This is a genomic window from Marinomonas sp. G8-14 (assembly GCF_055808935.1).
Map to the genome: position 1 here is coordinate 399122 of NZ_CM147891.1, position 26452 is coordinate 425573.

The 26452-nt window shown below is 43.8% G+C and carries 34 protein-coding genes; 27 read left to right on the forward strand and 7 right to left on the reverse strand.

The features are described from left to right. The first annotated feature begins 21 nt into the window (after window positions 1-21). From AC0L6V_RS01950 to AC0L6V_RS01995, 10 genes are all read left to right on the forward strand, one after another. On the forward strand, window positions 22-819 hold the full coding sequence (locus AC0L6V_RS01950; protein ID WP_265217077.1) for an SPOR domain-containing protein: 798 nt from the start codon (window positions 22-24) through the stop codon (window positions 817-819). 12 nt (window positions 820-831) lie between these two features. Next, window positions 832-1848 (forward strand): DUF2333 family protein, encoded by a 1017-nt coding sequence (locus AC0L6V_RS01955; RefSeq protein ID WP_409419850.1) that lies wholly within the window; start codon window positions 832-834, stop codon window positions 1846-1848. 9 nt (window positions 1849-1857) lie between these two features. After that, complete coding sequence (locus AC0L6V_RS01960; protein WP_409419283.1) at window positions 1858-2361, forward strand: GNAT family N-acetyltransferase; 504 nt, start codon at window positions 1858-1860, stop codon at window positions 2359-2361. A gap of 580 nt (window positions 2362-2941) precedes the next feature. Next, window positions 2942-3685, forward strand: coding sequence for a hypothetical protein (locus AC0L6V_RS01965; protein WP_418138721.1), 744 nt, complete (start codon window positions 2942-2944; stop codon window positions 3683-3685). 87 nt (window positions 3686-3772) lie between these two features. Then, window positions 3773-4264 (forward strand): hypothetical protein, encoded by a 492-nt coding sequence (locus tag AC0L6V_RS01970; RefSeq protein ID WP_418138722.1) that lies wholly within the window; start codon window positions 3773-3775, stop codon window positions 4262-4264. 133 nt (window positions 4265-4397) lie between these two features. After that, on the forward strand, window positions 4398-4661 hold the full coding sequence (locus tag AC0L6V_RS01975; RefSeq protein WP_265217082.1) for a CopG family ribbon-helix-helix protein: 264 nt from the start codon (window positions 4398-4400) through the stop codon (window positions 4659-4661). Then, window positions 4658-4948 carry a type II toxin-antitoxin system RelE/ParE family toxin gene (locus tag AC0L6V_RS01980; RefSeq protein ID WP_265217084.1) on the forward strand — a complete coding sequence of 97 codons (291 nt, stop codon included), beginning with the start codon at window positions 4658-4660 and terminating at the stop codon, window positions 4946-4948. Before AC0L6V_RS01975 ends, AC0L6V_RS01980 begins: the two co-directional genes overlap by 4 nt. A gap of 290 nt (window positions 4949-5238) precedes the next feature. Next, window positions 5239-5460, forward strand: coding sequence for a hypothetical protein (locus tag AC0L6V_RS01985; protein WP_265217086.1), 222 nt, complete (start codon window positions 5239-5241; stop codon window positions 5458-5460). 52 nt (window positions 5461-5512) lie between these two features. After that, window positions 5513-5989, forward strand: coding sequence for a GNAT family N-acetyltransferase (locus tag AC0L6V_RS01990; protein WP_265217088.1), 477 nt, complete (start codon window positions 5513-5515; stop codon window positions 5987-5989). A 61-nt stretch (window positions 5990-6050) separates the two neighbouring features. Further along, window positions 6051-6230, forward strand: a complete 180-nt coding sequence (locus AC0L6V_RS01995; protein ID WP_418138723.1) for a hypothetical protein — start codon at window positions 6051-6053, stop codon at window positions 6228-6230. Between the two features lie 531 nt (window positions 6231-6761). Here the strand turns inward: AC0L6V_RS01995 and AC0L6V_RS02000 are convergent. Beyond that, window positions 6762-8108, reverse strand: coding sequence for an anti-phage deoxyguanosine triphosphatase (locus AC0L6V_RS02000; RefSeq protein ID WP_265217092.1), 1347 nt, complete (start codon window positions 8106-8108; stop codon window positions 6762-6764). 110 nt (window positions 8109-8218) lie between these two features. Here AC0L6V_RS02000 and AC0L6V_RS02005 point away from each other — a divergent pair, with 110 nt between their 5' ends. After that, window positions 8219-8524 (forward strand): LysR family transcriptional regulator, encoded by a 306-nt coding sequence (locus AC0L6V_RS02005; protein WP_265217094.1) that lies wholly within the window; start codon window positions 8219-8221, stop codon window positions 8522-8524. Between the two features lie 32 nt (window positions 8525-8556). On the opposite strand, the gene AC0L6V_RS02010 is transcribed toward AC0L6V_RS02005, so the two are convergent. The 4 genes from AC0L6V_RS02010 to pabB form a co-directional block, all read right to left on the reverse strand. Next, window positions 8557-9291: a phosphoadenylyl-sulfate reductase gene (locus tag AC0L6V_RS02010; RefSeq protein WP_265217096.1), complete on the reverse strand. Its 735-nt coding sequence runs from the start codon at window positions 9289-9291 to the stop codon at window positions 8557-8559. A 127-nt stretch (window positions 9292-9418) separates the two neighbouring features. After that, window positions 9419-9634, reverse strand: a complete 216-nt coding sequence (locus tag AC0L6V_RS02015) for an NUDIX hydrolase (RefSeq protein WP_265217098.1) — start codon at window positions 9632-9634, stop codon at window positions 9419-9421. Next, the gene (locus tag AC0L6V_RS02020) at window positions 9615-10070 is read right to left on the reverse strand and encodes an NUDIX hydrolase (RefSeq protein ID WP_418138724.1); all 456 of its coding nucleotides are present in this window, start codon (window positions 10068-10070) and stop codon (window positions 9615-9617) included. Before AC0L6V_RS02020 ends, AC0L6V_RS02015 begins: the two co-directional genes overlap by 20 nt. Before the next feature lie 8 nt (window positions 10071-10078). After that, on the reverse strand, window positions 10079-11503 hold the full coding sequence (gene pabB / locus AC0L6V_RS02025; protein ID WP_409419287.1) for an aminodeoxychorismate synthase component I: 1425 nt from the start codon (window positions 11501-11503) through the stop codon (window positions 10079-10081). 174 nt (window positions 11504-11677) lie between these two features. Between pabB and AC0L6V_RS02030 the strand changes: the two genes are divergently transcribed. From AC0L6V_RS02030 to AC0L6V_RS02055, 6 genes are all read left to right on the forward strand, one after another. Further along, entirely contained in the window at window positions 11678-12520 is an 843-nt protein-coding gene (locus AC0L6V_RS02030; protein ID WP_418138725.1) for an alpha/beta fold hydrolase, read from the forward strand. Window positions 12521-12595: 75 nt separating this feature from the next. Next, window positions 12596-13111, forward strand: coding sequence for a GspH/FimT family pseudopilin (locus AC0L6V_RS02035; protein WP_265217106.1), 516 nt, complete (start codon window positions 12596-12598; stop codon window positions 13109-13111). Beyond that, the gene (locus tag AC0L6V_RS02040; RefSeq protein WP_265217108.1) at window positions 13108-13485 is read left to right on the forward strand and encodes a hypothetical protein; all 378 of its coding nucleotides are present in this window, start codon (window positions 13108-13110) and stop codon (window positions 13483-13485) included. Before AC0L6V_RS02035 ends, AC0L6V_RS02040 begins: the two co-directional genes overlap by 4 nt. Continuing rightward, window positions 13478-13753, forward strand: a complete 276-nt coding sequence (locus tag AC0L6V_RS02045; RefSeq protein WP_265217110.1) for a type II secretion system protein — start codon at window positions 13478-13480, stop codon at window positions 13751-13753. The genes AC0L6V_RS02040 and AC0L6V_RS02045 overlap by 8 nt, the downstream gene beginning before the upstream one ends. A 74-nt stretch (window positions 13754-13827) precedes the next feature. Continuing rightward, window positions 13828-14379 carry a hypothetical protein gene (locus tag AC0L6V_RS02050; protein WP_418138726.1) on the forward strand — a complete coding sequence of 184 codons (552 nt, stop codon included), beginning with the start codon at window positions 13828-13830 and terminating at the stop codon, window positions 14377-14379. 5 nt (window positions 14380-14384) lie between these two features. Further along, window positions 14385-14837 (forward strand): hypothetical protein, encoded by a 453-nt coding sequence (locus AC0L6V_RS02055; RefSeq protein ID WP_265217114.1) that lies wholly within the window; start codon window positions 14385-14387, stop codon window positions 14835-14837. Here AC0L6V_RS02055 and AC0L6V_RS02060 read toward each other — a convergent pair. Next, a complete protein-coding gene (locus tag AC0L6V_RS02060; RefSeq protein WP_418138727.1) occupies window positions 14821-14937 on the reverse strand; it encodes a hypothetical protein in 117 nt (38 codons plus the stop codon). The two genes, AC0L6V_RS02055 and AC0L6V_RS02060, sit on opposite strands and share 17 nt — an antisense overlap. Before the next feature lie 216 nt (window positions 14938-15153). Here AC0L6V_RS02060 and AC0L6V_RS02065 point away from each other — a divergent pair, with 216 nt between their 5' ends. From AC0L6V_RS02065 to AC0L6V_RS02080, 4 genes are all read left to right on the forward strand, one after another. Continuing rightward, window positions 15154-16791: an NAD+ synthase gene (locus AC0L6V_RS02065; protein WP_265217116.1), complete on the forward strand. Its 1638-nt coding sequence runs from the start codon at window positions 15154-15156 to the stop codon at window positions 16789-16791. Window positions 16792-17136: 345 nt separating this feature from the next. Next, complete coding sequence (locus AC0L6V_RS02070) at window positions 17137-18105, forward strand: transposase (RefSeq protein ID WP_265217117.1); 969 nt, start codon at window positions 17137-17139, stop codon at window positions 18103-18105. Window positions 18106-18580: 475 nt separating this feature from the next. Continuing rightward, window positions 18581-19150 (forward strand): DJ-1/PfpI family protein, encoded by a 570-nt coding sequence (locus tag AC0L6V_RS02075; protein ID WP_265217119.1) that lies wholly within the window; start codon window positions 18581-18583, stop codon window positions 19148-19150. A gap of 147 nt (window positions 19151-19297) precedes the next feature. Continuing rightward, the gene (locus AC0L6V_RS02080) at window positions 19298-19657 is read left to right on the forward strand and encodes a ribbon-helix-helix domain-containing protein (RefSeq protein ID WP_265217120.1); all 360 of its coding nucleotides are present in this window, start codon (window positions 19298-19300) and stop codon (window positions 19655-19657) included. A 28-nt stretch (window positions 19658-19685) separates the two neighbouring features. Here the strand turns inward: AC0L6V_RS02080 and AC0L6V_RS02085 are convergent, their stop codons facing one another. Beyond that, the gene (locus AC0L6V_RS02085) at window positions 19686-20171 is read right to left on the reverse strand and encodes a cytochrome b (protein ID WP_265217121.1); all 486 of its coding nucleotides are present in this window, start codon (window positions 20169-20171) and stop codon (window positions 19686-19688) included. Between the two features lie 227 nt (window positions 20172-20398). Between AC0L6V_RS02085 and rluF the strand changes: the two genes are divergently transcribed. The 6 genes from rluF (at window position 20399) to AC0L6V_RS02115 (ending at window position 26422) form a co-directional block, all read left to right on the forward strand. Further along, a complete protein-coding gene (rluF, locus tag AC0L6V_RS02090; RefSeq protein ID WP_409419290.1) occupies window positions 20399-21436 on the forward strand; it encodes a 23S rRNA pseudouridine(2604) synthase RluF in 1038 nt (345 codons plus the stop codon). A 574-nt stretch (window positions 21437-22010) separates the two neighbouring features. Next, window positions 22011-22154: a hypothetical protein gene (locus tag AC0L6V_RS02095; RefSeq protein WP_265217123.1), complete on the forward strand. Its 144-nt coding sequence runs from the start codon at window positions 22011-22013 to the stop codon at window positions 22152-22154. 119 nt (window positions 22155-22273) lie between these two features. Next, window positions 22274-22627: a DMT family protein gene (locus AC0L6V_RS02100; RefSeq protein ID WP_265217124.1), complete on the forward strand. Its 354-nt coding sequence runs from the start codon at window positions 22274-22276 to the stop codon at window positions 22625-22627. A 247-nt stretch (window positions 22628-22874) separates the two neighbouring features. After that, window positions 22875-24164, forward strand: coding sequence for a paraquat-inducible protein A (locus tag AC0L6V_RS02105; protein WP_265217126.1), 1290 nt, complete (start codon window positions 22875-22877; stop codon window positions 24162-24164). Then, complete coding sequence (gene pqiB, locus AC0L6V_RS02110; RefSeq protein ID WP_418138728.1) at window positions 24161-25807, forward strand: intermembrane transport protein PqiB; 1647 nt, start codon at window positions 24161-24163, stop codon at window positions 25805-25807. Before AC0L6V_RS02105 ends, pqiB begins: the two co-directional genes overlap by 4 nt. A gap of 18 nt (window positions 25808-25825) precedes the next feature. Further along, the gene (locus AC0L6V_RS02115; protein ID WP_265217131.1) at window positions 25826-26422 is read left to right on the forward strand and encodes a PqiC family protein; all 597 of its coding nucleotides are present in this window, start codon (window positions 25826-25828) and stop codon (window positions 26420-26422) included. Window positions 26423-26452 lie beyond the last annotated feature (30 nt).

Here is a 26452-nt window from a genome sequence, read left to right on the forward strand (position 1 = left end):
TGCCAATCACAAGGGGATAAATTGAGTAAAAACCTAGTTTCTTTTCTAATTGCTGTAGTATTCTTGACAGGTTGTCAGGGAAACGTAAAGCCGACACAGAAAAGTCAGCCCGCACCAAAAATACAATCCCAGCAGACAGCACCAAAACAAGTGTCTGCAAGTAAGCCTTTGGCGCCAGCGACAACACCGACTCAGCAGCCGAAAGTGGTAAAAACACCAACAGCTTTTGAGCGTATTACACTTAACTTGATTGCCATGGGCGAAGAGGCTCTTGCCGAAGAGCGCCTTTTGACCCCAGTGGATGATAATGCCAATTTATATTTTCAGGCCGCATTAGGTCGAGATCCTGGCAACTTTAGAGCCAGTCAAGGTATAAGCGCCATTGTTGATATTTATACCCAATGGGCGTGGAAAGCGGCACAGAGTAAAGACTATGCAAAATCTGCACTGTATTTAGAATATGCACGTTCTGTTAATCCAGAAGATCCGTCTATTACGGAAATGTCTTCTCGCATAAAAAGTCAGCGTGGCAATACCAATAGAAATTCGAACACGCAGGGCGTTAAGAAAGCATTAAAAGAAGGGCAGTACTTATTGCCTAGTAATCTTTTCAGCCTAAGTGAAAAAGAAATACTTGCCAATATTCAGCCTATTATAGATGACGTGGCAAAGACACAGCAGTCAATTAATATTTATTGGCCCAATGACAAAGAAGCACGTTTGCTTTATCAGATCATTAATAGTCGTGTTACAGAGTTTCGTGTTCGTGCGATGACGTATAATCGTGCTGATAACATGGTGGAATTACAACAAGATTAAGGTAGGTCGATGATGTCACGGTTCAAGGGCAAAATGCAGAGTTTAAAACCAAACATTAATATGTCCGGTATGGGGAAAATCGTTTTTTTTGCTGTACTGATAATGGCGGTGTTACTGAGCTTTTTAGGTATGTACTGGAGCCGTGAGCCAGATCAATTTGACGTTGTGGCTGCCGCAAAAGAAAAAGCAGCTGAACGAGGTTATTTAAATAACAGCAAAAAACTCGCCGTTGGTTACACTACAGCCAGTACTTTGCATTCTATAGTAGATACTTTGTTGGAAAAACCGGGTGGCTTTATATCCAATGATATTATGCCGCCAGGAGTGTTCATGGATAACATGCCAGCATGGGAGTTTGGCGTATTGGTCCAGTCACGAGATCTTGCCAGAGCATTTCGTAAAGAATTTAGCCGTTCGCAATCTCAGTCCACAGAGGATGTGAACTTAAAAATAGCCGAGCCGCAATTTAATTTTGATAATAAAAGTTGGGCCTTACCATCCAGTGAAAGTGAATATCGTCGTGGCAATAAAGAGTTAATGGAATACCTTGATCGCTTGTCGAGCGAGTCTAATAATAAAGCTCAGTTTTATGCCCGTGCTGATAACCTTGCTGATTGGCTATCGGATGTCAGTACTCGGTTAGGTAGCCTTTCTCAGCGATTATCGGCCAGTGTTATTGACGACAAGCCACAATTGGAGTCGGATGAAAACACGCGTTATGTCAGAACTCCTTGGTCTAAAGTCGATGATGTTTTCTACGAAGCGCGAGGCACCAGTTGGGCTTTGATTCACATGTTACGTGCGGTAGAAGTGGATTTTGTTTTTACCTTGCAAGATAAAAATGCCTTGGTTAGCTTGCGTCAAATTATCCGTGAACTAGAAGCAACACAAGCCAGCATTTGGTCGCCGTTTATCTTAAATGGCAGTGGGTTTGGTGTCTTGGCAAATCACTCTTTAGTCATGGCTTCTTACATCGCTCGTGCTAACACCGCGGTCATTGATTTACGTCGTTTGCTCCAACAGGGGTAATCACACCGTATGCCATTTACTGTAAGTCAGGGGATTCGTCGCGCCATACTGGACGATGCCCCTGCTATTCTAAGCATATTCCAACAGTGCGATCTCTTCGATAACTCTGCTCATCGCCAATTGAGCATCGGCTTATTAGATGTTATCGATTGGCTGGAAAATGCGACGGATAAACATCCCATGTTCGTATTAGAAGAGCAGGGTGACGTGATAGCATGGTGCTCAATTGAGCCCTTCTACGGACTGCCAGCTTTCGACGCTGCTAGCGAAATCAGCTTGTATGTATTGCCAACACAGCACCGAAAGGGCCTTGGTACTGCGCTATTTCATTATCTAGAAAAAGAACGTCACCACATTGGTTTTACCCACCTTATCGCATACATATACGCCAGTAACCTAGAAAGCCAAGGCTTCTTTAAACGCCAAGGATTTGAGCAATGGGGGCTACTGCCCAACATTGCCCAGAATGAACAGATCAAAGAAGACGTGCTTTTATTGGGACGAGAGTTTTAGTTCTTCAGGTATATTTGTTTCCTTTCAAGGGCTTTGTTTTCCCAACCTTTATTCCGCTCTGCTGAGCTGTCTATTGGGTGAAATAACGCGTCGAACGGACTTCTTCGTGACTATTCGTGTAAAGGCAAACCGCAGGGCATCATGAGCGCAGCGACTCTCTAATTAAAAAAATGCCGTTGGAAGCGAAGCTTTCACATGTAGGTCGTCCTTCAGGGCGACAAAAAACTAAACGTGCAGGCGCACTATTAATTGTTGAACTAAGTCTAATTACTGAGATAAGCCGCTTCGCGGATCGACAGAGAAGAGTAAGTAAGGCCATAAGGCCTGAGCGAATCGCTTGCCTCGCGGGTCAAATCGCGCTACAAAGAGCAAACAAAGAACCAACATAACAGTGCTCAAAGAGCATCAGAAGCAGCATAGTCCAGACAGGCTTTGGCATTTAGCGAGTTATATAACAGGGAAGTCCTACCATGAAAGAAGCAAAACCCCTATACAGACAACGCTGCCGTTCAACAGTGGGTTATAGCCGCAGCTACGCTGCCGTATAACCCTTAATTGTTAAGCAACACTAAGGCATAGCATGGAATTCTTAACGAAAAATTTTAAAACGTTCTGGTGGGCTGTCCTTATATTCTCCATAGGTTTCTATCTATTTGACAGGTATCCAGAGTTACAGAAATCACAGGCCCAGTGGTTTGATGCGCTTGTTTTTATAATATGGGTTGTTTTGTGTTTGGTGCCCTTTTTTAACGAAATGGAGTTGTTTGGTCTTAAATTTAAAAATCAGATTGAAGAGGTCAAAGAGCACGTTTCTAAAGAAATAGCGTCTATAAGAAACGAAGTTAAAGTGACTAGTGATAATTCACAGTCAATGAGCCCCAACTTCATGTTCGGTTATCCACCTCCGCCAGACTCACAACTTCACAATATTGAAGAGCAGGTCAAAAAAGCTGTCGAATCTGCAATGCAAGGGTATGCGCCAAGGAATTCAGATGTATCCCAGTTTTACAGTAATCCTGCTACTACCGACCTAGACATATTATTCAGGGCACGTTATTCAATAGAAAAATCACTTAGAACAATATTTAACTCTATAGCAGAAGACAAAAGGCGTAGGCCAGAACCGGTTTTTCGCATTGTAGAGTATTTGATAAAAAATGAGCTAATCGCACCTCAAATGGGCAATGCTATTAGAGAAGTTTATTCTGTTTGCTCGCCAGCCATACACGGCGAAGATGTTTCTCCGGCGCAAGTTGATTTTGTAAGAAATACAGCCCTGGAGTTAATATCTGCATTAGAAGTAATCTCAGAGCGTTATGCTTAACAACGTCATCAATTTGACCGTCTTATGCTGCGCTTCAGGCGGCAAATTATGGCGGTGTTAAACACTAAGATCAGTCTGAGGAGTACGATGAAAATGGACAAGTGGCCAGCTTTTGTAGCATTTTTTGCTCACTGCTTCCTCGTTATTTTCTTCGTGGTACTCGGAGGCATCTTTCACGAAATCCCGACTGCAATTACTGCCTTTATTTATGGTGTGGCGCTAATCACAATCTATGCATTGCTTATTGGCAAAAATCTCGGGCATAACGGACTTTTGGGTTCGCGACTTGCTTTTATTCATCTTGGCTCGTCCCTTATTCTCCTTGTACTCGGAATCGTTGCTGAAAAAGTAATTCCGTTGGTTGGCGGTGCAATCAGTTATGTTTCGGTAATGGCCTTTTATATTCTTAATATGCCTGGGCTTCCTTTTTCAAAGCTACTGCCGTATCCAGGAGAACCAGAATTATTGTGGCAGGTACTCGGGTATGCTGTCCTAATCGCAACTACAACGGTATGGCTGTTTCTAGCATCTGTTATTGGCAGTTTGCTCTTAAGGGTGCTTGATAAAAGCCATGCTTAACAAGCGCATGTGGTCGGACTGGTTTTCCGCTGCGCTCCAAACCAGTCGCAAAACCGAGCATTACAAATCACTCTAGCCTTGAGTACTCGTATGTACTAAAGTGTATTACAAACTAGTACAGGAGAGCGTTTCAATGGGTATTACCAGTATTCGGCTAGCAGATGATATAGATAAGCCACTTGAGATTTTAGCTAGCAAGCTAGATAGAAGTAAAAATTATCTTATAAATCAAGCAATTAAAGAGTTTTTGGCAAGGCAGTCCGTAGAGGAGTCTAGGTGGGCAGACACTCTGGAGGCTCTAGAGTCTATTAAAGCAGGTAAATCCATTGCTGAAGCAGATGTGAATGCCTGGCTAAACAGCTGGGGCACTGTTGAGCGCAAAGAGCCACCGAAATGATAGAGGTTGAATATTCCCCAGAGTCGATGAAAGACCTTCAACGGATTGTTGAGTTTGTTGAGGTTAAGAATCCTTACGCTGCACGAAGAATCGCAATTGATCTTCAAGAAGGAATTTTCAAACTAAAGCAATTCCCTGAAATTGGCTTGCCGGTTATAAAAGCGCCTGATCCTGAAAAAATCCGAGATCTATATATTGGTGATTATACCGTACGGTATTTAATCACCAGTGGTATTGTTTATATTTTGAGAGTTTGGCACAGCAAGGAAAATGAGAAAAATTTATAACAAAACAAAGTAGCGGATTCGCTATGCTCCCTGCTGTTTGTGGCGTTATGTCTAAGGAGATAAAGTACCTATCAATGGCAACATACAACATGTCTCTGCACAATTAACGATTATTTGCTGTTCTTACGAGTAAAGTGGAGTTTACTTAAAGTGAAATATCTTGGTGTTGATTCATCCCGACACTTTTTCGAAGATTTTTTGCTTGTTAGCTGCACTCTATTTTTCGTTGTGCTTTGCTCTACTACAAATGGTCGTCAGCTGGCGGTGTTATGTTTACTGAGGGATAGTTCATGAAAGTCGCTTTTAACAAAAAGCTATGGTTTGCGATCTTTGCCCTATGCTTTAGTTTTTCTACGCAAATTGCATTCGCCGATGAACCGCCAGTTAAGAAGAGTAAGAGTGGGATTTGTCATGCGAAAGGAAGCACCTATTATTCTAAAACTAAGAACTTTACTGCATATCAAACAATGGAAGCGTGTTTAGAAAGCGGAGGGCGTCGTCCAAAGCGGTAAGCATAGAAAATGCTTTAAATCGCTCTATTAATTTAATAAAGAGAAGCAAGTTTTGTGTATTATCCGACCTTATAAAGACTCTGACGCCAGTGTGTTGTGGGCTATTTATTTTCACACGGTTCGTCATATTAACATCCGTGATTATTCTCAGGCTCAGGTAGAAGCATGGGCGCCACAATCATTCGATGTTGCTGTCTGGCGTCAGAAGATGTTAGAAATATCGCCGTTTGTGGCTGAAATGGATGATCAGATAGTAGGCTATGTTGATTTGCAGTCAAACGGTTTGATTGATCATTTCTTTTGCCATCATCAGTACCAAGGCCGAGGCATAGGGCGAGCTTTGATGGCGCATATTTTTGCTGTAGGGCGTTCACAAGGGATAAAGCGCTATTATTCTCATGTCAGTATCACGGCGCGTCCTTTTTTCGAACATTTTGGTTTTAAGGTGGTGAAGACGCAGCAGATTGATGTTCGAGGTCAGACATTAACGAATTTTGTCATGGAAAAAATAGAAAACACAGATGAATAGATAGCGCTCTTTTTTGGTTTAACAGTGTGCTTATTGCTCATAAACTTGATAGGGAAAATGCATGAAAACAGGTTTGGTGATCTATACGTCATCGATAGAAAAATTGGCAACATTTTATGCTCATGTTTTTGACATGCAGATGATCGAAAGTGACCGTTCCTGTGCGCTATTGGTTGGTGGTGATTTTGAGTTGGTGTTGCTTGAAACAGACGTGTCTAAAAAGGGGTTGAGTCTCGTTTGAAGCGCGAGAGAACACCGCACTAAAGCCAACATTCTTTGTGAACACGCCGCTTGAATTCATAGAAGAAAAGATCAAAGCAAAAGGTGGCGTTGTATTCTCACCTAAAAATTGGACGTTTGGCGGCCGACAGGTTTGCGATGCGCACGATTGTGAGGGGAATATTTTCCAGCTGAGAATTGGGAATGATGGTTAACAATCCCGATTGCGCGACTTTATGCAGTTTCAGAGTCAGTGTTTGAGTCTTTATCTCCTCACCAAATTAACAATCTATGCCTTACGATATAAGTCGTCTTGTTAAACGTTAAGTTAGCCAACGTGAAAGAGACGTTTGGGCTGAAAGTCCGACAAAAGATTTTTTGCTTTCCTATTAAATGAAAGCGTTGCATCGATTGGCAAAAGTTACCCGCTCAGCTTTTTTTCCTGAATTAAAGAGCGGAATAAAGGTTGGGAATACAAAGCGTTTGAACGGAGCCAAAGCTTGCAACCCCTCCCTAACCCTCCCCTTGGAAGACAAAAGGGGAGGGGACCAAACTACATTGGCTCAAACACTGAGCCTAAGCTTGGAACAAACAATTTGTTGTACATGCGGCTGGCGTAGTCGTCGGTCATGGAGGACATGTAGTCGCAGATGATGCGCAGTCCGTTTTCTCCGCGTTCTTGGCTTTTTTGCCATTCTTTGGCGATTTCTCTGGGCAGCAAGCGGGCGGGGTCGGCGGAGTAGGCTTCGAACATTTCTAATAGCATTTGCTGGCCTTTGTAGACAAGCATTTGCACTTCTGGGCGCTGGATGATGTGTTGCATTTCAAATTGTTTTAACAAGTTTAAGGCTTGGCGCTGACCTTCTGGCAAACCCACTTGAAAGCGTAACAAGGGGTGTTCGAACGCTGTTTTTTCGACCACTTGGCAAGAGGTGATGAACCAACTGACCAGGCTGCCAATAGCCTCTTTACGAAGATGGCTTTGGCGGCTGAACAGTTGCGTGCGAATGTCATTTAGGTGCTCGGCCAAAAACGGAGACGCCAAGGCGGCCAGTTTGGGTTCTAGGTGTTCTAACCACATGTCTTTGGTGACCATGCCGAGGACGATGGCGTCTTCTAGGTCGTGTACACCGTAAGCGATGTCGTCAGCGAGATCCATTATGCTGGTATCGAAGCTGGCGTGTTTTGCTTTGGCGTGATTGTCATTATTGGTCTGGTGGACTTCTTGTAATAAGGTTTTGTCGGCTTGGCTAAAAGGTTCAATTATCCAATTGAGCAGGTCTTGTTCTTCTTGGTAGACACATTTTGGTGGTGCCCAATTAGATGCCTTGAATTGGCGGAAGTTGGCTGGTTTTTCTGGGTATTTGCCAACCACGTTGGCGTGTAAAACAGGATATTTTAAAATCCCTAATAAAGTACGACGCGTGACGTCCATGCCGTAGGTGGGCGAGTAGGAACCGCGTTTACCAAGGATTCTCAGTGACTGGGCGTTACCTTCAAAACCGCCATAGGCTTGCATCATGTAATTGAGCGCGACTTCGCCGCCATGGCCAAAGGGTGGGTGGCCGATGTCGTGGCTTAGGCAAACGGTTTCTATTAAGGCATCGTCGGCCAACCAAGGCTGAAAAGCCGCCTCTGAAGGATAGCTGTGTTTCAGTTGGTGGACAATGCCGTTGCCGATTTGGGCGACTTCTAGGGAATGCGTTAAGCGTGTACGGCTGTAGTCGTTTTGTCGAATGGCGAGGATTTGTGTTTTGGATTGTAAGCGACGAAACGCAGCGCTGTGTATGATTCGTGCTCGGTCCCGTTGGTAAGGAGTACGGTAATCGTTATCGCGTGATTCTTGATGACCAGATTGTCTTTCGTGCCAAGGTAACATCTCGTCTCGTGCATTTGTCATGTTGTTAATCCATAGGGCTAATAATTCTCAGTCTTTCACGAAAACACGATATAGGTCAATGTTCATAAGATTGGCATTGGGCATAATAGAATTAACTATAAGGAATCTTTATGCTTAATACACAACATCTCATTACATTTAAGGCGTTGGTTGATACTGGTAGTTTTACTAAGACGGCGAAGCTGTTGGGTTTAACTCAGCCTGCGGTGAGCCAGCACATTCAAAAATTAGAACGAGAAATGGGCGAGGCTTTGTTGATTCGACATGGTCGGACAACCAATATGACGCCAGCAGGGGAAGTATTGCTGCAACACATATACGATTTGGAAGCTTGCTATGCCAATTTTATGGCATCGTGGAAAAGTCATCTTGATCGTCAGTTAGATGACGTCGTCACTGTAACAAAAAGTGCCTGATCGTCACAGGCACTTTGAATTCAAAATGGTGTTTATTGCTGGGCTGTCGGTATCAGATTGCCAATGTGTAAGCCACATTCTTTGTGTTCTGATTCTTCCCACCACCAGCGACCTTCACGTTCGTGCTGATTTGGCAAAATAGGGCGTGTGCAAGGTTCGCAACCTATGCTGGTAAACCCTTTCAAATGCAATTCGTTGTACGGCACGTCAAACATTTTGATGTAGTTCCACACGTCTTCAGAAGACCAGTTTGCCAATGGATTGAATTTAAACAGGTCTTTTTTATCCGTACTGAATGCACTGTCTTTTTCAGCAAAAGCGAGAACGTTGCGTGTGCCAGGGCTTTGGTCTTTGCGTTGTCCAGTGATCCAGGCATCCAGTGTGGCCAGCTTACGTTTAAGTGGTTGGACTTTGCGAATGCCACAGCATTCTTTGTGACCATCTTCAAAAAAGCTAAATAGGCCTTTTTCGCGGGTGAAGTTTTCGAGGGCTTCACGGTCTGGGGACAGAATGTCTATATTGATCTTGTAGTGTTTACGAACCTGTTCGATAAAACGATAGGTTTCGGCGTGCAGACGGCCTGTATCAAGGGAAAATACCTTAATGTCTTTTTTGGCTTTGACGGCCATGTCGATGAGTATAACATCTTCTGCACCACTAAAAGAAATGGCGATGTTGTCGAATTCTTTCATCGCGTTGTGAATGATTTTTTGTGCTTCGTCTTCTTTGTTGTTGGCAATAAAAGACGCTAAATCAAATGCTGACATAGGGAGAGTTACCATGTTCTTGAGTTACGTTAGCTGTACAATAACAATTTGCGGTGATGAAACAAAAGACGAAAGAACACTAACCTTATAATTCGAAAGAAAGTGGTTAATAAAAGCACGAAAACGCTTAGCGAATGTGTCTTGCTAATGTTTGATAAAGTCCATACAAGATTCCAGCTGTTACGCCCCAAATTCGAATGTCTTCGTAGTCAATCTCGAAATAACCGCGAGAAATGGTATCGAGTGCCTTCTTTTTAAAACGATAGTTTTGTGGGTTCAATAAGTAGCGTAATGGCACCCAATGTACGGACTTTACTTCTTCTTCACAGAGACTGAGGCTCACTCCGGCGCGTCATTTCAGCCACAATGGGTTTGATGCAGTATCCTGAGATGGTGCAGTATTCCCCCAGTTCTCCTAATAGGTCGAAGCAATCGGGTGAAAGCCCAACTTCTTCTAGTGTCTCGCGCAGTGCTGTGTATTGTATGCTGGCGTCATTTGGATCATGCTTACCTCCCGGAAACGCAATTTGGCCCGGATGGTTACGCATGTGAAGTGCGCGTTGAGTTAATAGTACGTACAACTCACCATTTTCTGGCTCTTTCCAAATAGGAATCAGCACGGCAGCAGAACGGTATTTTAAATCATAACCACTGGGAAACATTTCCTCATCTGGGTTATGGATTTGTTGCGCATACGGTTCGTTGTCTAATGCTGCGCGAATATCATCCAAGTTCAGGTCAATGGGAGGAGCACTCAAAAACTGCTCTATGTCAGACATGATACGGCCTATTTCAAAAAGTCTTGTTCTAGAGTATGGGTTAATTTGCCCACTTTGGTAAAGGTTTCTTGGTATTCTTGTTGGCATTTTGAGTCGGCAACCAAACCACCACCCGCCCAGCAATGAAGATTGCCATGATCTGCGACCAGTGTGCGAATCGTGATGCTAGAATCCATTTGACCGTTGGCGCTGAAGTAAACAATTGAGCCGCAATAGGCCGAACGTACGTGAGGCTCTAGTTCATCAATAATTTCCATGGCGCGAATTTTGGGGGCGCCAGTGATGGAGCCACCTGGAAAACTTTGATGGAACACTCGAATCGCTTGGTCAGCTTGGTCAATTCTCCCTTCTACAGTAGACACCAGATGATGGACGTTGGCATAACTTTCTAAAGCAAACAGCTTAGGCACCTTGATGCTACCGGTTAAGCAGGTACGCCCTAAGTCGTTGCGCAGCAGGTCGACAATCATGAGGTTTTCAGCGCGGTCTTTTTCGGACGTTTGTAACCAGTCAGCATTGGCTTTGTCTTCTTCCGCTGTGGCACCACGGGCCACCGTGCCTTTTATGGGTTTGGATTCTACTCGACCTTGGTCACACAAGAGGAATCGTTCAGGCGAGTGACTTAAAATACTTTGCGTAGCAGAAATCTCCATATAAGCCGAAAAAGGTGTCGGGCATGCTTCTCTTAGTCTGTGATACGCCGTAAAGGTGTCGCCTTGATAGCGGGTTGAAAAGCGCTGTGCTAAGTTGACTTGATAACAATCCCCAGACTGAATGTAGTCTTGGACTTTGCAAAACTTTTGCGCGTATTCCGCCTCAGTCATGTTCGAGGAAAAAGGGGCTTGCAAACGAAAAGGTCTTGCTTCGTTTAAGTCGTGTTTTACCAATACATCATCACAAGCACTGGTGAAGCGATTGATCAAATCAGCAACGTCTTCCGAAGGACACCAAGGCGAGGTGATCAATTGAGTGGTTTTTTTCTTATGGCAGGTAATGACCGCCCAGCTGTAAAGACCCACACTTAAGGTTTCTAGTTGCACATCATGTTCTACGGTATCCGGTAGTTGCTCGACAAAATGACCGCTTTCATACCCGTAATAACCTAATAAACCACCAACGAATGGCAAATCCTTCGGGGCGGACTTAGCCCAAGCTTCTTGGCAAATTAGACTCATTAACTCATTCATCAGCGCCATTGGATTGTGGGTTGCGCTAAGTGAATAAAAAGGTTTGGTGTACCAACTAATGGGTTGTCCATTCGCGACAGGGTGAATTCGAGCCAGTGGGTTGGCAACTAGAATGTCAAAGTTAGTGTCTGGAAAATGTTGGTGATTACTGTCGAGTAACGCAGGATAGGGTAAGTCTCGTACAGCAGAAAAGAAAGACAGTAATGACGCCTGATAAGGGAGATTTACTTTTTTGATTTCTGACATTTATTTTAATACCTAGTAATATTAAGTCTGCGCTTACCCATCCTGTTTATACCCAATAGGGGATTAAATATAAACGAGACACGGTTTGGTTGCTTTCACAACGAGCAAACATTGTATGCTTTTAATAAGGGTCCTCACAGGTTAATTACAAGTGTCTGACATTTTTTTCTTTCTTTGCCCAATGCGCGTATTGCGTATCGTCTTTACGAGAATTCGCAGTCTGAGAGCGAGCGTGTTTGTTTGCTTTTACACGGTGCTGGTGTGGCAGGTAGCATTACTTATTCCCCTATGTTGCCGTATTTTACTCAATGGCGTTGGATGCTGGTGCCTGACCTAAAAGGCATGGGGGATTCTTTTCATCATCATGGTGAAGAGGGGGCAGTGTCGATAGGTGAGTTAACCGATGAAGTTGAAGCATTATTGTCCCATTTGGAATGGAATGACTTTGATGTGGTGGCGTATTCCCTTGGTGGCTTGGTGGCGTTAAATCTGAATTATCAGCGTAGCTTGCAAGGCAAAAAGAAAATGAAAATGGCTCTGCTAGAGGCCGCTTCTTTGGATCGTGAGGACTTAGCTACCTTGATGGAAGTGCGTCAAAAGTATCGTCATGCCTCGAAACTGATTCGTGACACGGGGGATGTAGAGCTTGGTGTAGCGAGTTTTATGGATGGTGTCTCGCCGAATCGACGCAAACATCCTGTCGCGGAAGCGACCACACAATCTCGTCTTGCTCATCGACCCTTTGGTTTTGCTTATGCGCTGGATGCGGTGACAGATCATGTGGCATTAATGGCACAGGAGCCGTCTTTGCGTCAGTCGATGATTGACGCCTCAGAGCATGTTTTTTTGTTTTCAGGCGAATTAAGTCATGAGGCTCTGCGTCAGCATTATGATTTATTAAGTGAACGCAACTCTGCTTGGCAACATAAGGTTCTCAGTGCCTGTGATCATTCTTTGCCATTTCAAAAACCAAGGCAAATTGCAAATCATATTAACAAATGGTTCAAGACAGTTTAGTCTAGGATTATTCGAGTAAAAAATGCACTAGATAGGATGTCTGGTGCCTGATTAAACAAAACAAGGAGGTTTTCCATGCATCATCAACGTGGCTTTTCACTACTAGAGCTACTGTGTGTGCTCGCAATTCTTAGTATTCTAGCCCATGCAGGTTCGGCACAGTTTTTTAGTGCAAACCAAAAGACCCGAGACAAAAACACCCTTAAAAGCGAAATGAAGCGTCTAGCAGCGGCGCTAACACAAGCACGTCAACTGGCTGTGATAAGCGGACAAAGCAGTTATCTATGTGGTGGTGTCGATTGCGATGGGCATTGGTCTGATGGTTTTAAGCTTTATCAAATGGCATCCACAAACGGCGTTGAAAAAATCTATCGGCAAATCCTTTTTGATCACTCCTTGGCGGTTTCTTGGCGTGGTTTTCCTATCAAAAAACAACAGATCGAATTTCAATCCAACGGCTTATCAAGTTATCAAAATGGGACGTTTGAGTTTTGCTTGGGGGCATGGCAGGCGGATGTGGTATTGAACCAAAGTGGACGCTTTTATTTAACCGACCCACAAAGTGCTATGAATAGTGGGGTGTGCGGATGAAGAAACAGACAATCTATCGTTTACTATCAGCGCCACGTCAACGGGGTTGGATTATGTTAGAGATTATGTTGTGTTTGAGTTTGTTCGCGGTGGTATTGCATGTATTACAGCGTCAGAGTGAAACGCAGTGGCATGTATTTCAGCAAACAGAAGAACATCGAAAACAATCTGATTACGAACAAAAACACGCCGCGATGATGCAATTAGTTGGCTCTGTGGCGTGGTTGAATCATCAGCAAGAAACCACAGAGCAAGGGTATCCCGATTGCCAAAAATGCACAGGAGATCAATTAGCGCAATGGTTTCATAGCTCCCAGATGGATACGTTAGATCGACATTCAAGCTTGTCGTCTGAGGAGGGAGAAAGTGAGTAAACGGCATAATTTACAAGGCAGTCTTATCATTGAACTGTTAGTCGTCTGTAGTTTAGTGGCTCTCTTATTGCCTTTTTTAGTCGTTGCTTTGGTTCGCATGCAAGAACGTCATTTATTGATAAAAACGTATCAAGATCAGCAAGTGATTAAGGCAGCAATTGATGCGCATTTCCAAGCACAATGGTCACGTTTAAGACCCGCTAGCTGCCTGATAGATGAATCCTTGTTTTTAATCATTGAATCGGGCATGTCGCCCCCCTTCGTTTAGCAACTCGGACGATTGATAAAGAATCCGATTGGTTAAGAGCGGTAGATTATGGGTTGTGCCGCGGTACAGTAAAGGTGAATGGCAACCCTTTAGACACCTCTTTGTCCTGCCATTGGAAAGCGGGTGATAGTGTGAGGTTTTCCTCTTGTGAGTCTTACTTCCCTGGCCAAATATTAAGTGTTTCGGCACAACATAGCCGAATTGAGCTTATCGGTGGTGAGTTTGTGGAAGACGCGATTGGGCAATCTGGGATCATAGAAAGCCAAGATGAGTTCTATTGGTATATTTCTGAAGGTAAAGGTGGGCAAAATGCTTTTTGGCGTACACCAAGAGAAAGTGGCAACTCATTAGAGTTATGGAGTGGGATTGAGCGTTTGTCTGTGTTTCCGTTATTAGATGACAACCTGGATGGAATGGTCGACGCTTTAGATACTGGCTATGGGCAATTTTCTCTCGCTAAGGTCCGTGGCCTATGGGTGGAGTATCAATATCGACTTCATGATTGCAAGTCTGAGCGGGATACACAATTGGCACAAGATTATCGCTCTATGCGCGGAGAAACGTGGCGTTATTTCTCGCCTTGTCAGGGGGTTGGCAATCAAATCATTGTGTTAAAGGGACTTTAGCCGATATGACGAATATTTATCTTAGCGGTCAACGAGGTTGGGTGTCCTTGCCGATTATTGCTTTGTTACTAGCATTGTCGACGTTATCTGCGCATTACCAACAAGGATTACAGGCAGGCTTTAAGTGGCGTAGTCAGCTGAATGATGTGACAGAAGAGCAAGAAATATGGACGGATTTTTATCAAGCTTGGGTGGTATCTGCACATTTTTCCGCCGCGCAGGCGAGCACATGTATCGGCTTTTGTGCTTTACATGAGTCGAGGTTAGAGTCTATTTGGCAAACCCGTAATCAACAACTGTATTATCGCTGGGAACGCTACACTTCTGCTCCCGACGAAATGGACAATACCCAAAGATCCTATCGACTGTGCGCCACACAAAACCAGCAACAATACCGTTGCTGGTGGTGGCACGAACATCGCTTGCTTGCCAGCGGTTGGGTCAGTGCTTCTGATTGAAGATTTTCAAATGCTCGGCACTGCAAAATGCACGCGCTTCTTGGTCATGAATCGCATGGGAGCGCGGTGTGAACGTTTTGCATTCTGCACACCGAACCATGCTCTCTTGTGCCTCGTCTTTTTTGCTAGACGCCTTTTTTTCACTTCCTCGGGTGACTGACTGCGCTTAAAAGCGACAAACTGGCGGTACAACCACCAACCAATAAAGAAAATAGCAACAAAAACGATCAAACGTACGATCATATACTTTACCTAGCTTGGGTAATTCCAGACAATAACGGGCATATTCTAACAGAGTTCATGAGATAGCAACTGTATGACATTACGAATTGCAATGGCCCAGCTGGATATGCTGGTCGGCGACATTACCAAAAACACCCAATCTGTTATCGATGCGGCGTGTAAAGCGCGTGATGAAGAGCACGCAGATGTCGTGGTTTTTCCAGAATTAACCTTAACTGGCTATCCACCAGAAGACTTATTATTGCGTCCAAGTTTGGATCAGCGTATCGAATCGGCCTTGGCGACATTATTGGCCGAGATCCGCGATATCTATGTCGTTGTTGGTTATCCTCGCCGTATTGATGGCGAACTGTTTAATTGCGCGGGTGTGATTTACCAAGGTGATTTGCTGGTGGAATACGCCAAACAAAAGTTGCCTAATTTTTTGGTGTTCGATGACAAACGCTATTTCAGTGAAGGCCGCGAAGCGGGCCTTGTTGATATCAAAGGCGTTAAAGTAGGTTTAAGTATCTGCGAAGATATTTGGCATCCTGAGCCTATTGCGCAAGCCAGAGCGGCTGGCGCGGAACTAATTCTTAACTTAAATGCTTCGCCTTACCACATTGAAAAAATGGGCGAGCGTGAAGAACTACTTCATCAGCGTGCGACGGAAGTTACCTTACCAATTGTCTACGTGAACTACATGGGCGCGCAGGACGAATTGGTTTATGAAGGCGGCTCTTTTGTGGTCAACGCCAAAGGCGAGAAAATCATGCAAGCGCCTTGGTTTGAAGCTGGTCTATACAGCATCGATATGATCGTTGATGAAAGCCAACCCAACAAGGTAGAGCCTGTTGCGGGCACCATTGCTCCTGCATTGGGCTTGGAGGCGAGCGTCTATCAAGCCATGGTGCTTGGCCTACGGGATTACATCACCAAAAATCGTTTTAAAGGCATTGTGCTGGGCTTGAGTGGTGGTATCGACTCGGCTTTATCCTTGGCGGTCGCAGTCGATGCCATCGGCGCTGAACGAGTACAAGCGGTGATGATGCCGTACACTTATACGTCTTCCATCAGTTTGCACGATGCCGAAGAAGAGGCCAACTTGCTGGGCGTGAAATACAGCGTGTTGCCGATTGAATCGATGGTGTCGGCTTTTACCGATGTGTTAGCGCCAGAGTTCGAAGGCTACGGTAAAGACACCACAGAAGAAAACTTACAAGCGCGCACCCGTGGTGTCACCTTAATGGCGATTTCCAATAAGAAAGGCTACATGGTCCTAACCACAGGCAACAAGAGCGAAATGGCGGTTGGTTATGCCACACTCTACGGCGACATGGTAGGCGGTTATTCCGTCCTAAAAGATGTCTTTAAAACCTTGGTATTCAAGCTTTGCCGTTACCGCAATACTTTGGGCTACGTCATCCCTGAGCGCGTCATCACCCGACCACCTTCAGCAGAATTGGCGCCAGATCAAAAAGACGAAGACTCCTTGCCAAGCTACGACATCCTCGATGAAATTTTACGCATGTACATCGAAGAAGATCAAAGCGCCGAAGCCATTCTCGCGACCCAACAATTTGACCGAGAAACTGTCTACCGCGTGCTTCGCCTTGTTGACGTGAATGAATACAAACGTCGTCAATCGCCAACCGGCGTTCGCATCACTGCCCGTGGGTTTGGACGAGATCGTCGTTACCCGATTACCAATGGTTGGCACATCGGGGAGTAGGGCTTTTAAAAAACTGTTCAAAACTTGTTTTTACGCCTTCTCTTTGAAGAAAGAGAAGGCGTTTTTATTTGGTTTCCATTCAAATGCTTCCTAGGTTGATAGCTTGGTTCCGCTCTTTAATTTAGGAAAAAGCTGAACGGGTCACTTTTGCCAAACGACGTAAAAGGAACCAAGAAGTCTCTTTATCGGGCTTTCGCCCAAACGTCTCGTTTGCTTTGTTTAAAACAGCAATTAAGCCACCCACCTTTGCAAGCCAGTTAAATCAAGGAGTTGAGTTTTGACTTGCTGAATCATAAATATACTGTATATAATTACAGTATATTTTCTCAGGAAGAGGGAGCCATTATGCCGCAGCCAAGAAGTCAGCAAATCAACGTTAGTGATACGCCATACTACCATTGTGTTTCTCGTTGTGTGCGACGGGCCTTTTTGTGTGGTGAAGATCCGCTTTCAGGTGACAGTTTCGAGCACCGTCGTGGCTGGGTTGAAAACAGGTTGCTGTTTTTAGCCAGTCTCTTTTCTATCGATATATGCGCTTATGCTGTGATGAGCAATCACCTTCATGTGGTACTGCATATTGACGTTGAAAAAGCGGCGAAGTGGTCGACATTAGAGGTGTTAGAGCGTTGGCATAAGCTTCATAAAGGTACTGTATTTACGCAACAATACGTAAAAGGTGAGGTGTTGCCTGAGTTTGCGTTAAGCCTAGTCGAGGCTTCAGCAGAGACATTTCGCAATCGGCTGATGGACATCAGTTGGTTTATGAAAGAGCTTAATGAGCCAATTGCACGACAAGCTAACGCCGAAGACAACTGTACAGGAAGATTCTGGGAGGGCCGTTTTAAATCTCAAGCGTTACTGGATGAAGCAGCATTGATTGCCTGTATGGCTTACGTGGACCTCAACCCAATACGAGCCAAGTTAAGCGATACGCCAGAAGAGGCCGACTTTACCAGTCTTAAAAAACGTGTGGACTCAGCTAAGATGCAAAGGCAGCCAAAGCGATTGTTGCCTTTTATTGGTAATCCGAGAGAAAACATGCCTAATGGCTTGCCATTTTTCTTATCTGATTACCTAGAATTGGTCGATACGACGGGACGCATCATTCGAGATGATAAACGAGGTGTAATAGATGGGTCATTACTGTCCATTCTTCAACGGCTCAATATATCATCAGAGAATTGGCTGAGCATTACGACACAGTTTGGTGAAAAAACAGGTCATGTCGTCGGTAAGGAACATTCAATCGCCTATTATTGTGAAGCGCATCAGCGGCAGCGTAAACCTCGAGGTAGCGCTAAGCTCCTTGCTTAAATAAAACCTTAAACTGCCAATCATGTATTAGGGTTGTTTTCAAAACCGCCTTGTCTTGCCTTGTCTGAAATCCTATTAAATGCACTTTTTCTAGAGTTGAAGATTGTCATCCCACGTTTCGCTTACTTATATCGTCAATTGTTGCTATTTTATCTGTGTGCTCTGGTAGTAATCTTTGATTATTAGAGTGTGTGTCTTAGTTAATAGTTAAAGTGTGTGTCCTAGTTAATATTCCTACGCAGAAAATCAGGCATTAAAGATCTTAAACAGACCTTTTGGTAACTTTTGCGTCGTTTGGCAAAAGTTACACGCTAAGTAGAGCGGAATAGAGGTTGGGAATACAAAGCGTTTGAATGGAATCAAAGAAAACCAAATCGCCAACGGCGAAACCTCAATGTAATAACCTGTTAATACCTTTTCCCTTTCTCTAGCTGTTACAACATAGGACGTTTTAACCAAAACAGGAGAAGGTGTCATGTCGAATAAAAAAATCTTAATGATCACGGGGGATTTCACGGAAGACTACGAAACTATGGTGCCGTTTCAGGCGTTGATGAGTGTTGGTCATACGGTGCATGCGGTTTGCCCAGATAAGAAGTCTGGCGATACGGTGGCGACGGCGATTCATGATTTTGAAGGTGATCAAACCTATACGGAGAAGCCAGGGCATCGTTTTGCGTTGAATGCGACGTTTGCGGATATTAAGGTGGAAGATTACGATGCTTTGGTGATTCCTGGTGGTCGAGCGCCTGAGTATCTGCGTTTGAATAAAACGGTGATTACGATGGTGAAGCATTTTTTTGATACGAATAAGCCAGTAGCGGCGGTTTGTCATGGTGCGCAGTTGCTTGCGGCGGCAGGTGTGTTGGAAGGCAGAAAATGTTCTGCGTATCCAGCGTGTCAGCCTGAGGTGGAGCTTGCGAAAGGTGAGTTTATGGATATCCCTGTTGATCAAGCGGTAACAGACGGTAATCTTGTGACAGCGCCAGCGTGGCCTGCACATCCGGCTTGGCTTGCTCAGTTTTATGTGTTGTTAGAAAACTAAATCGAATGTAATGAGTGAATTCGGGTGAGTATGGTAAGTGTAAAAATGCAAACTCACCCGACTATTTTTCCCTATCTTCGGCTAGACTGTTTGCATTGAGTTATTTCATTCCAATAATAAAAAACGTCATTCAGTAGGGAAAATACAATGTGTAAGCTCTTTGTGAATTCAGATCCTAGGCTGTGGGAAAATGTCACTCGTTCTTTGCGTATTGATGGCATGGTCACCAGTATTCGATTGGAGAGTTTCTTTTGGTTTACGCTGGAAGAGATTGCCCAACGCGACAAGTTGTCTTTGTCGCAAATTATCGCCAAGCTCAATCATGAAGCTTTGGATGCGGGTCATGATTTGGATAATTTTACGTCTTTTCTTCGGGTTTGTGCCATGCGTTATCTGCATTTGCAAACCATTGGTATGCTGCCTCATTCCCATGAAGTGAGCATTGCGTCTCTTAATTCAGATCGTATTCTTGAACAGGAGAAATGCTATCTAGAGACGCATCAATGACCCTTTACCAGTAACCATTTATTGGTCGCTATTTTTGTCCAAACATTTTCATCAAGGTTCCGTCTTTTAAAACGTATTGATGGAATAGTGCCGCAGCGGCGTGTAGTAAGACTAACGCCATCATGATGTTCATCGCTATTTCATGGACATCTCCCATAATATGAATGCCCAAGTACCAAGCGACTGTGCCAAAAACGGGCACTAAAAACATCAGTAAATATAAGATCTCATGGACGATAAGAGAGACTCGGTCGAATACGTTCGTTGAGGCTGTTTTGGTTTTTTTAGACATGAAGCGAACAATAATACGAACTACTACTAGGGCGATAATGGCCAACCCAACATATACATGCAGTGATGCGACTAGGTTATAGCCTGAATTGCTGTCGTTTAGGTGTTGACGAAAAGCGCGTCCCATTCCATCACTGACGAAATAATTGAAAACAATCAACGCTGCAATAGCCCAGTGTAATAGGATTTGGGCGGTATTATAGGATCGCTTTGTTGTGTGCATTGATGACTCTCCATGGTGATGTTGTCTGATGTATGGAGTGTAGGTAGGCAATATTAAGGTTTTCTTAACCTTTATGGTTTGTGATGTTTTTCTGATCTTTCTGTTGCATGATCCTAAAATGCTTATCGTGTTTCCTATATAATATGCACCATCTCGTTGTTGACGATTCATTTTGTTCAGGCTTTTTCTCAGTCAGAAAGGCTTTTTATTAGGTAAAACGGCACTTTATGTTTAATGCATCTTCTACTCGTCTAAATAAATACATCAGCGAAAGCGGTATCTGCTCTCGAAGAGACGCTGACCGCTTTATTGAACAAGGTAATGTGTTCATCAATGGCAAGCGTGCCTCGGTGGGGGATCAGGTGGTGGCCGGTGACACGGTGCGGGTGAATGGTCAGATCATTGAGCCTCAAGACGCGGATGATTTTGTTTTTATTGTGTTGAATAAGCCTGTTGGTATTGTGAGTACCACGGAAAGTTCTGAAAAAAATAATATCGTTGATTTTGTTAGCCATGGAGTGCGCATTTTTCCGATTGGTCGTTTGGATAAAGACTCTCAAGGTTTGATCTTTTTGACCAATAACGGCGATTTGGTTAACAAGGTATTGCGAGCGGGTAACAATCACGAGAAAGAGTATGTGGTAACGGTAAACAAACCGATTACGGATGATTTTATTGCCGGTTTGGCGGGCGGCGTGCCTATTTTGGGAACCATGACGAAGAAGTGTCCGGTGACTAAGGTGGCACCAAATGTGTTTAATATCACGTTAGTTCAAGGTTTGAACCGTCAGATTCGTCGCATGTGTGAATACTTTGGCTATGAGGTGATGAAGCTAGAGCGTACACGTATCATGAACGTAAGCCTTAAGGGGTTACCTGTTGGTGAATGGCGAGACCTTACACAAAAAGAGTTGTCTGTTTTGCTAAAATCGGTTGAAGATTCTTCTTCAGAAGCCAAGGCACCAGCGAAAAAGTCCCGCCAAGCGCCGCGTAAAAATGCTCGTCCTAATACGCCTCTTCAGCCTAAGACGGCCTCCAAAGGGAATACCAAACACCCTAAAGAGGATGGCAGAAAACCTGCTGCGTCTAAAGGCAAAGACAGACGTCCTTTTGGTGACGCTAAGAAGCCTGCTTCGAATGGTTCAGGAGGCAGTAATCGATCGAATGGGGGAGCAAGTGGATCACCAAAAAACAAGGGTAAGTCTGCTGTAAAAAGCCAGCGCCCTACAAAGGGCAAAGGGCCACAAAAATCATCACGTCCGTAGTCATTATGAGTAGGTCGATTTTTATAAAAAAGCCCTAACATAAGTTAGGGCTTAGACGACTCGAGTGTACTGCCATCATTATGTATGTTGGCTAGCGTAAAGAATTAATTACCGGATGTATTGGTTGTGGATTTTTTCGTTGCCTTCGCTGCTTTCTTTTCTTTTGCTGTTAAAAGTGGTTTCTTTTTGGTCTCTTTTTTACTGTCTTGACTTTTACTCATGATGTTCACCATTAGCCATTACATGTAACCTTAGTTGACTTGTATCAACTTAAGGGCTGTTGCTACGAACCTTGGAACAACAATTGTCACATAGCAAGTTAAGTATGTGCTTATTACTGAACAAGTAAAGGGGGGATTTCGTTTTTGAGTAAAAATATTGGCTGGCCATACAGTGTCAGGTCAATGCGTAGCTTTTGATGAGGTGTTGTTTCTCTTAGTCTTATTTTTTTATCTATTGTGCCGACCTTATAAGGGAATATTAAGGATTTTCACAAAAATGTATTTTGGTCGTTTGTAATAGGCAGAACAAGTTTTTATGCTGCTTGTTCCTTTATAAGATCGTTGGTGGAATCATGCGAATAATTAATAAGATGTTTCAAATTTTGTTACTGAGCTTGGTCGTGTTCACATTGACGGCGTGCGTTATGCTACCGGGTGGACCTCATGGTGGGCCTCATGGTGGGCATGGTAATGGCGGTCCGACAATGCGTCATTAAGCCAATCCATGGGTTGTCATTAGCCTTGCTTAGTAGACAAGTTCCTAAGGCGTTTATTCTAGTGATATGGTTTAATTAGCTGTTTTTACTCGCTGTCTTATTTCTATCTGGTAAAGCTTATGCATCCCATTGCGTTGAGTGTTTCATTGTTAATTTGTAGCAATATTTTTATGACTTTTGCTTGGTATGCTCATTTGAAAGAGCTAAACAACAAGCCTTGGGTCATTGCCGCTTTGATAAGCTGGGGTATTGCTCTGTTTGAGTATCTGTTGCAGGTGCCCGCCAATCGTATCGGTTATACGGCACTGAATGTTGGTCAGTTGAAAATCATGCAAGAGGTGATCACTTTAATGGTGTTTGTACCATTTTCTGTGTATTACCTAAAAGAGCCATTAAAGCTTGATTACCTATGGGCTGGCTTGTGTTTGGTTGGGGCGGTGTATTTTGCATTTCGTAGCAAGTTTAGCGTCTAAATGGGCATTTGAAGAGTGGTGTGCACAGATGAAGCTTGACAAACTAGCGGTGTAGAAAGGTATCGTTTTAGCGCTTCGTCTGTTGAGGATTTCGGTTTTCATTAACAAGGTGGTTTGAAGGCATTACTTCATGGTTCTGATGTTCATTATGAATGAGTTACTATGTAGTGAATATCTTTAATAGCTTGATTATGATCAGTATTCTCGTGTTATATGGTTTTTTAGATCTTTTTATTGGAGTGCTCGATTGAGTCACGGTGTTGAGATGAGCCATTATGTGTTTTATGAAAATGTGACGGCTTGTGAAGAATGTGATTTTATCAATCCAATCCCACCTTTAAAGAGTGGCGAGCGTTTTCGCTGCCAACATTGTGGTCATATATTAGTGAGTGTGCATAGACACGCAGCTGGAAGAATTATCGCGGCTGGCTTGTCATCACTACTGATGTTGGCACTCGCAATGAGCTTTCCTTTCCTTGGCTTTTCTACGAATGGTATTGAACGTACGGTGACATTGTTTCACACCTTGAGCTTATTGCTTAGCCAAGGTCATTTGCTACTAGGGGCTATTATTAGCCTCGCTCTATTTGTTTTTCCATTAGTGTATCTCTTGTCTATTTTATTTCTGGTTTGGTCTTTTCAGCATAAGTATGTATTGAATTTTGCTCAGCGTTACTGTGTTCGTTGGGTTATTGTGATTCAACCATGGTTAATGGTGGATGTGTTTTTAGTGGGGATTTTGGTTGCGTTAGTGAAGATGAACAGCTTAGCGGATATTTCATTTGAACTGTCTTTTTGGGCTTTTTGTGGTTATGTCATCTTATTGCTTAAAACAGAGAGCTTGGTCGATAAGCGATGGCTATGGAATAAAGTCGCTGGAAAAGCCAGTGATCAGCCTGTTGTAACAGGAACAGCGAGGGAACAGGGAGTGATAGGTTGTCATTTTTGTGGCGCTACTTTATCGGCACACAAACACCACTGTAATCGTTGTGGTCATTCTGTTTACAGCCGTCGTCCAAAGAGTTTGAGTTCCACGATGGCTTTGTTAGTGGCGTCTCTTATAATTTATATTCCTGCCAATGTGTTTCCCATTATGCAAACCACTTTTTTAGGGAATACTGAACCATCAACGATTATGGGTGGGGTGTTGCTGCTTTGGTCCTTAGGTTCTTATCCTGTTGCCTTGATTATTTTGCTTGCTAGTGTGGTGATTCCTCTGGCGAAAGTGCTGTCGTTAAGCTGGCTTTGTTGGCAGTGTCATTTTCCGAGCAAGCGGTTAACGGAACAAAAAATCAAGCTGTATCGTATTACTGAGTTTGTGGGGCGTTGGTCAATGATTGATGTGTTTGTGGTGGCCATTTTGACGAGTATGGTACAAATGGGCAATTTTATGTCGATTTTACCGGGGACTGCGGTGTTGTCCTTTACCGCGATGGTTGTTTTAACCATGTTGGCAGCAATGACGTTTGATCCACGATTATTATGGGATAAAGATGAGGCACGCAGTGTGTCTTTTTCTGAGAGGAGAGAAGAGTGAGCGAGCCCATTAAGCAGATCGAGAATATGCGACAAGTTCGGTTTAATTCTATTTGGTTAGTGCCTTTGATCGCGCTTTTGGTAGCAGCTTGGATGCTCTATCAAAACTGGTCAACGCAAGGCCCTGTTATTACGCTGATTGCTTCAAATGCAGAAGGTTTGGAGATGGGTAAGACGAAGCTTAAATCCCGTAACGTAGACGTTGGAAGAGTGATTGATATTCGTCTTAGTGAAGATTATGAAAGTGCGGTTATTAAAGTGCGCATGAATCATGGTACTGAGCAAATGTTGCGTGATGATGCGAAATTTTGGGTCGTAAAACCTAGAATTGGTAAAGAAGGGGTGAGTGGTTTAGGGACCTTACTGTCGGGTGCTTATATTGATATGACGCCGGGAGTAAAAGGAAAGCAGCAAACGAACTTTACCATATTGAATCAGCCTCCACTGTCTACCGAAAACGAGGGTGTGCGTCTTATGTTATCGAGTACGGAAGGCTCTAAGTTAGATGTGGGTGCCTTGGTGCATTTTCGTGGTTACGAAGTGGGTTACGTCGAGAAAGTGGGTTTTGATTCAGATAAAGGCGCGATCACTTATCGTATTGTCATTCGCTCGCCCTATGATGCATTGATTAACAGCGACGTACAATTCTGGATGACACCAGGGCTTTCATTGAAGAGTTCGGCCAGTGGTTTTGAAGTTCGTCTTGATTCTTTAGAAACCTTTTTAGCGGGTGGCATTTCATTTGGTTTGCCCGTTGGCCGCCCACCCGGAGAACCCGTTGCCGACATGACACAGTTTCGTTTATTTTCGAGCAAAGAAAGCGCGAATAATAATGTTTACGATGAATTTATTAATTATGTCTTTTTGTTTGATAGCAATGTAAGTGGTTTGGTGCCAGGGGCGGCGGTGGAGTTTCGAGGTGTGCGAATTGGTACGGTGCTGGATGTGCCTTTTAATGGTATCTCAATGGATGCATTGACTTCTTTGGATACTCCCTTGGTTCCAGTTAGAGCTCGTATTGAGCCTCAGCGTTTAAATGCGGCCAGTACTTCTGGGGCGTTGTCTTTGCAAAAATGGAATGAACTTATTGAAGAACGTATTAATAAAGGTTTACGTGCGTCATTGAAAATTGGCAACTATTTGAACGCAGCAAAAGTCATTAACATAGATTTTGTTGAGAACCCGTCACCAATAAAATGGAAAGAGTTTGAGGGATATCAGATTTTTCCGACTGCTCCTGATGCTTTTGCCAACATTGAAACCAAAGTTGTCACTATTTTGGATAATTTATCGCAACTGCCTTTAGACAGTACGTTTAAGCAGCTTGGCCAAACCATGGAGGAAACGAATGAAACATTGCGTCAGTTGCAAGCACTGAGTAAAAGTGTCAAACAGTTGCTCGATAAATCAGAAACTCAGCAACTGCCTGCAGACTTGGTTGCCACTATTAATGAGTTAAATTTGACCTTACAAAGTTATCAGGCGAATGGTCAGATTGGTCGACCATTAAAGGAAAATATGGAGTCATTAGGGCGGGCATTAAATGAGTTGCAGCCTTTACTTCGTCAAGTGAGAGAGAACCCAAATACTCTGATATTTGATAGTAAGCCTCGTGTAGATGTACAACCAAAAGCCGCGAAATAGTGTAGGAATAAAATGCATATGAGAATGGATAAGCGTGTTTTGTTGTTGCTGATACTGAGTTGGCTGTTAGCCGCTTGTGCTACACCGACAGTGCCCAGCAATGAATACTTGTTAATGGACAATGGGCTGGAAAAAAGCCAGCTTCAAGCGACGAAAGAAAAAGCGGTAAGGTTAATGCCCATTGTTGTTGCCCATTATTTGGCAGGTAATGAGATTGTTTTGGTCACCGAGCAAGGGGATGTGTTTCGTTCGCAGAATAACCTGTGGGCTGAGTCTTTATCGAGCCAATTAACTCGTTTGACTCAACAGCGCTTTGAGAAAGTGCTGCCCAATATTACATGGTTTGGTGGACAACGTTTGCCCGCTAGCGCGACAGCGTTACTGAACATAGAGGTGGATAATTTCTACGCGGATTTGAATGGCATTATTCATATATCTGGGCGTTGGCAAGTTATCTCGGCATTAGGTGAGTTATCCGCCTCGAACACGTTCAATGTTAAGACTGAACTGCAGTCAGACGGCTATAGCAGTATGGTGCAAGCACTATCAAGAAGTTGGTTTGACCAAGTGCTTAACCCAATGGTGCAAGAGATTGCTCGGGTCTTTAATGAATGATTAAACAAAAAGATGACGTGAACAAAGACG

Excerpts from the sequence above, each read along its gene's own strand:
- AC0L6V_RS01955 (WP_409419850.1), top strand. The coding sequence starts at position 832 with ATGTCACGGTTCAAGGGCAAAATGCAGAGTTTAAAACCAAACATTAAT.
- AC0L6V_RS01960 (WP_409419283.1), top strand. The coding sequence starts at position 1,858 with ATGCCATTTACTGTAAGTCAGGGGATTCGTCGCGCCATACTGGACGAT.
- AC0L6V_RS01965 (WP_418138721.1), top strand. The coding sequence starts at position 2,942 with ATGGAATTCTTAACGAAAAATTTTAAAACGTTCTGGTGGGCTGTCCTT.
- AC0L6V_RS01970 (WP_418138722.1), top strand. The coding sequence starts at position 3,773 with ATGAAAATGGACAAGTGGCCAGCTTTTGTAGCATTTTTTGCTCACTGC.
- AC0L6V_RS01975 (WP_265217082.1), top strand. The coding sequence starts at position 4,398 with ATGGGTATTACCAGTATTCGGCTAGCAGATGATATAGATAAGCCACTT.
- AC0L6V_RS01980 (WP_265217084.1), top strand. The coding sequence starts at position 4,658 with ATGATAGAGGTTGAATATTCCCCAGAGTCGATGAAAGACCTTCAACGG.
- AC0L6V_RS01985 (WP_265217086.1), top strand. The coding sequence starts at position 5,239 with ATGAAAGTCGCTTTTAACAAAAAGCTATGGTTTGCGATCTTTGCCCTA.
- AC0L6V_RS01995 (WP_418138723.1), top strand. The coding sequence starts at position 6,051 with ATGAAAACAGGTTTGGTGATCTATACGTCATCGATAGAAAAATTGGCA.
- AC0L6V_RS02000 (WP_265217092.1), bottom strand. The coding sequence starts at position 8,108 with ATGACAAATGCACGAGACGAGATGTTACCTTGGCACGAAAGACAATCT.
- AC0L6V_RS02005 (WP_265217094.1), top strand. The coding sequence starts at position 8,219 with ATGCTTAATACACAACATCTCATTACATTTAAGGCGTTGGTTGATACT.
- AC0L6V_RS02010 (WP_265217096.1), bottom strand. The coding sequence starts at position 9,291 with ATGTCAGCATTTGATTTAGCGTCTTTTATTGCCAACAACAAAGAAGAC.
- AC0L6V_RS02020 (WP_418138724.1), bottom strand. The coding sequence starts at position 10,070 with ATGTCTGACATAGAGCAGTTTTTGAGTGCTCCTCCCATTGACCTGAAC.
- pabB (WP_409419287.1), bottom strand. The coding sequence starts at position 11,503 with ATGTCAGAAATCAAAAAAGTAAATCTCCCTTATCAGGCGTCATTACTG.
- AC0L6V_RS02035 (WP_265217106.1), top strand. The coding sequence starts at position 12,596 with ATGCATCATCAACGTGGCTTTTCACTACTAGAGCTACTGTGTGTGCTC.
- AC0L6V_RS02040 (WP_265217108.1), top strand. The coding sequence starts at position 13,108 with ATGAAGAAACAGACAATCTATCGTTTACTATCAGCGCCACGTCAACGG.
- AC0L6V_RS02055 (WP_265217114.1), top strand. The coding sequence starts at position 14,385 with ATGACGAATATTTATCTTAGCGGTCAACGAGGTTGGGTGTCCTTGCCG.
- AC0L6V_RS02060 (WP_418138727.1), bottom strand. The coding sequence starts at position 14,937 with ATGGTTCGGTGTGCAGAATGCAAAACGTTCACACCGCGCTCCCATGCG.
- AC0L6V_RS02065 (WP_265217116.1), top strand. The coding sequence starts at position 15,154 with ATGACATTACGAATTGCAATGGCCCAGCTGGATATGCTGGTCGGCGAC.
- AC0L6V_RS02070 (WP_265217117.1), top strand. The coding sequence starts at position 17,137 with ATGCCGCAGCCAAGAAGTCAGCAAATCAACGTTAGTGATACGCCATAC.
- AC0L6V_RS02075 (WP_265217119.1), top strand. The coding sequence starts at position 18,581 with ATGTCGAATAAAAAAATCTTAATGATCACGGGGGATTTCACGGAAGAC.
- AC0L6V_RS02080 (WP_265217120.1), top strand. The coding sequence starts at position 19,298 with ATGTGTAAGCTCTTTGTGAATTCAGATCCTAGGCTGTGGGAAAATGTC.
- AC0L6V_RS02085 (WP_265217121.1), bottom strand. The coding sequence starts at position 20,171 with ATGCACACAACAAAGCGATCCTATAATACCGCCCAAATCCTATTACAC.
- rluF (WP_409419290.1), top strand. The coding sequence starts at position 20,399 with ATGTTTAATGCATCTTCTACTCGTCTAAATAAATACATCAGCGAAAGC.
- AC0L6V_RS02095 (WP_265217123.1), top strand. The coding sequence starts at position 22,011 with ATGCGAATAATTAATAAGATGTTTCAAATTTTGTTACTGAGCTTGGTC.
- AC0L6V_RS02100 (WP_265217124.1), top strand. The coding sequence starts at position 22,274 with ATGCATCCCATTGCGTTGAGTGTTTCATTGTTAATTTGTAGCAATATT.
- AC0L6V_RS02115 (WP_265217131.1), top strand. The coding sequence starts at position 25,826 with ATGAGAATGGATAAGCGTGTTTTGTTGTTGCTGATACTGAGTTGGCTG.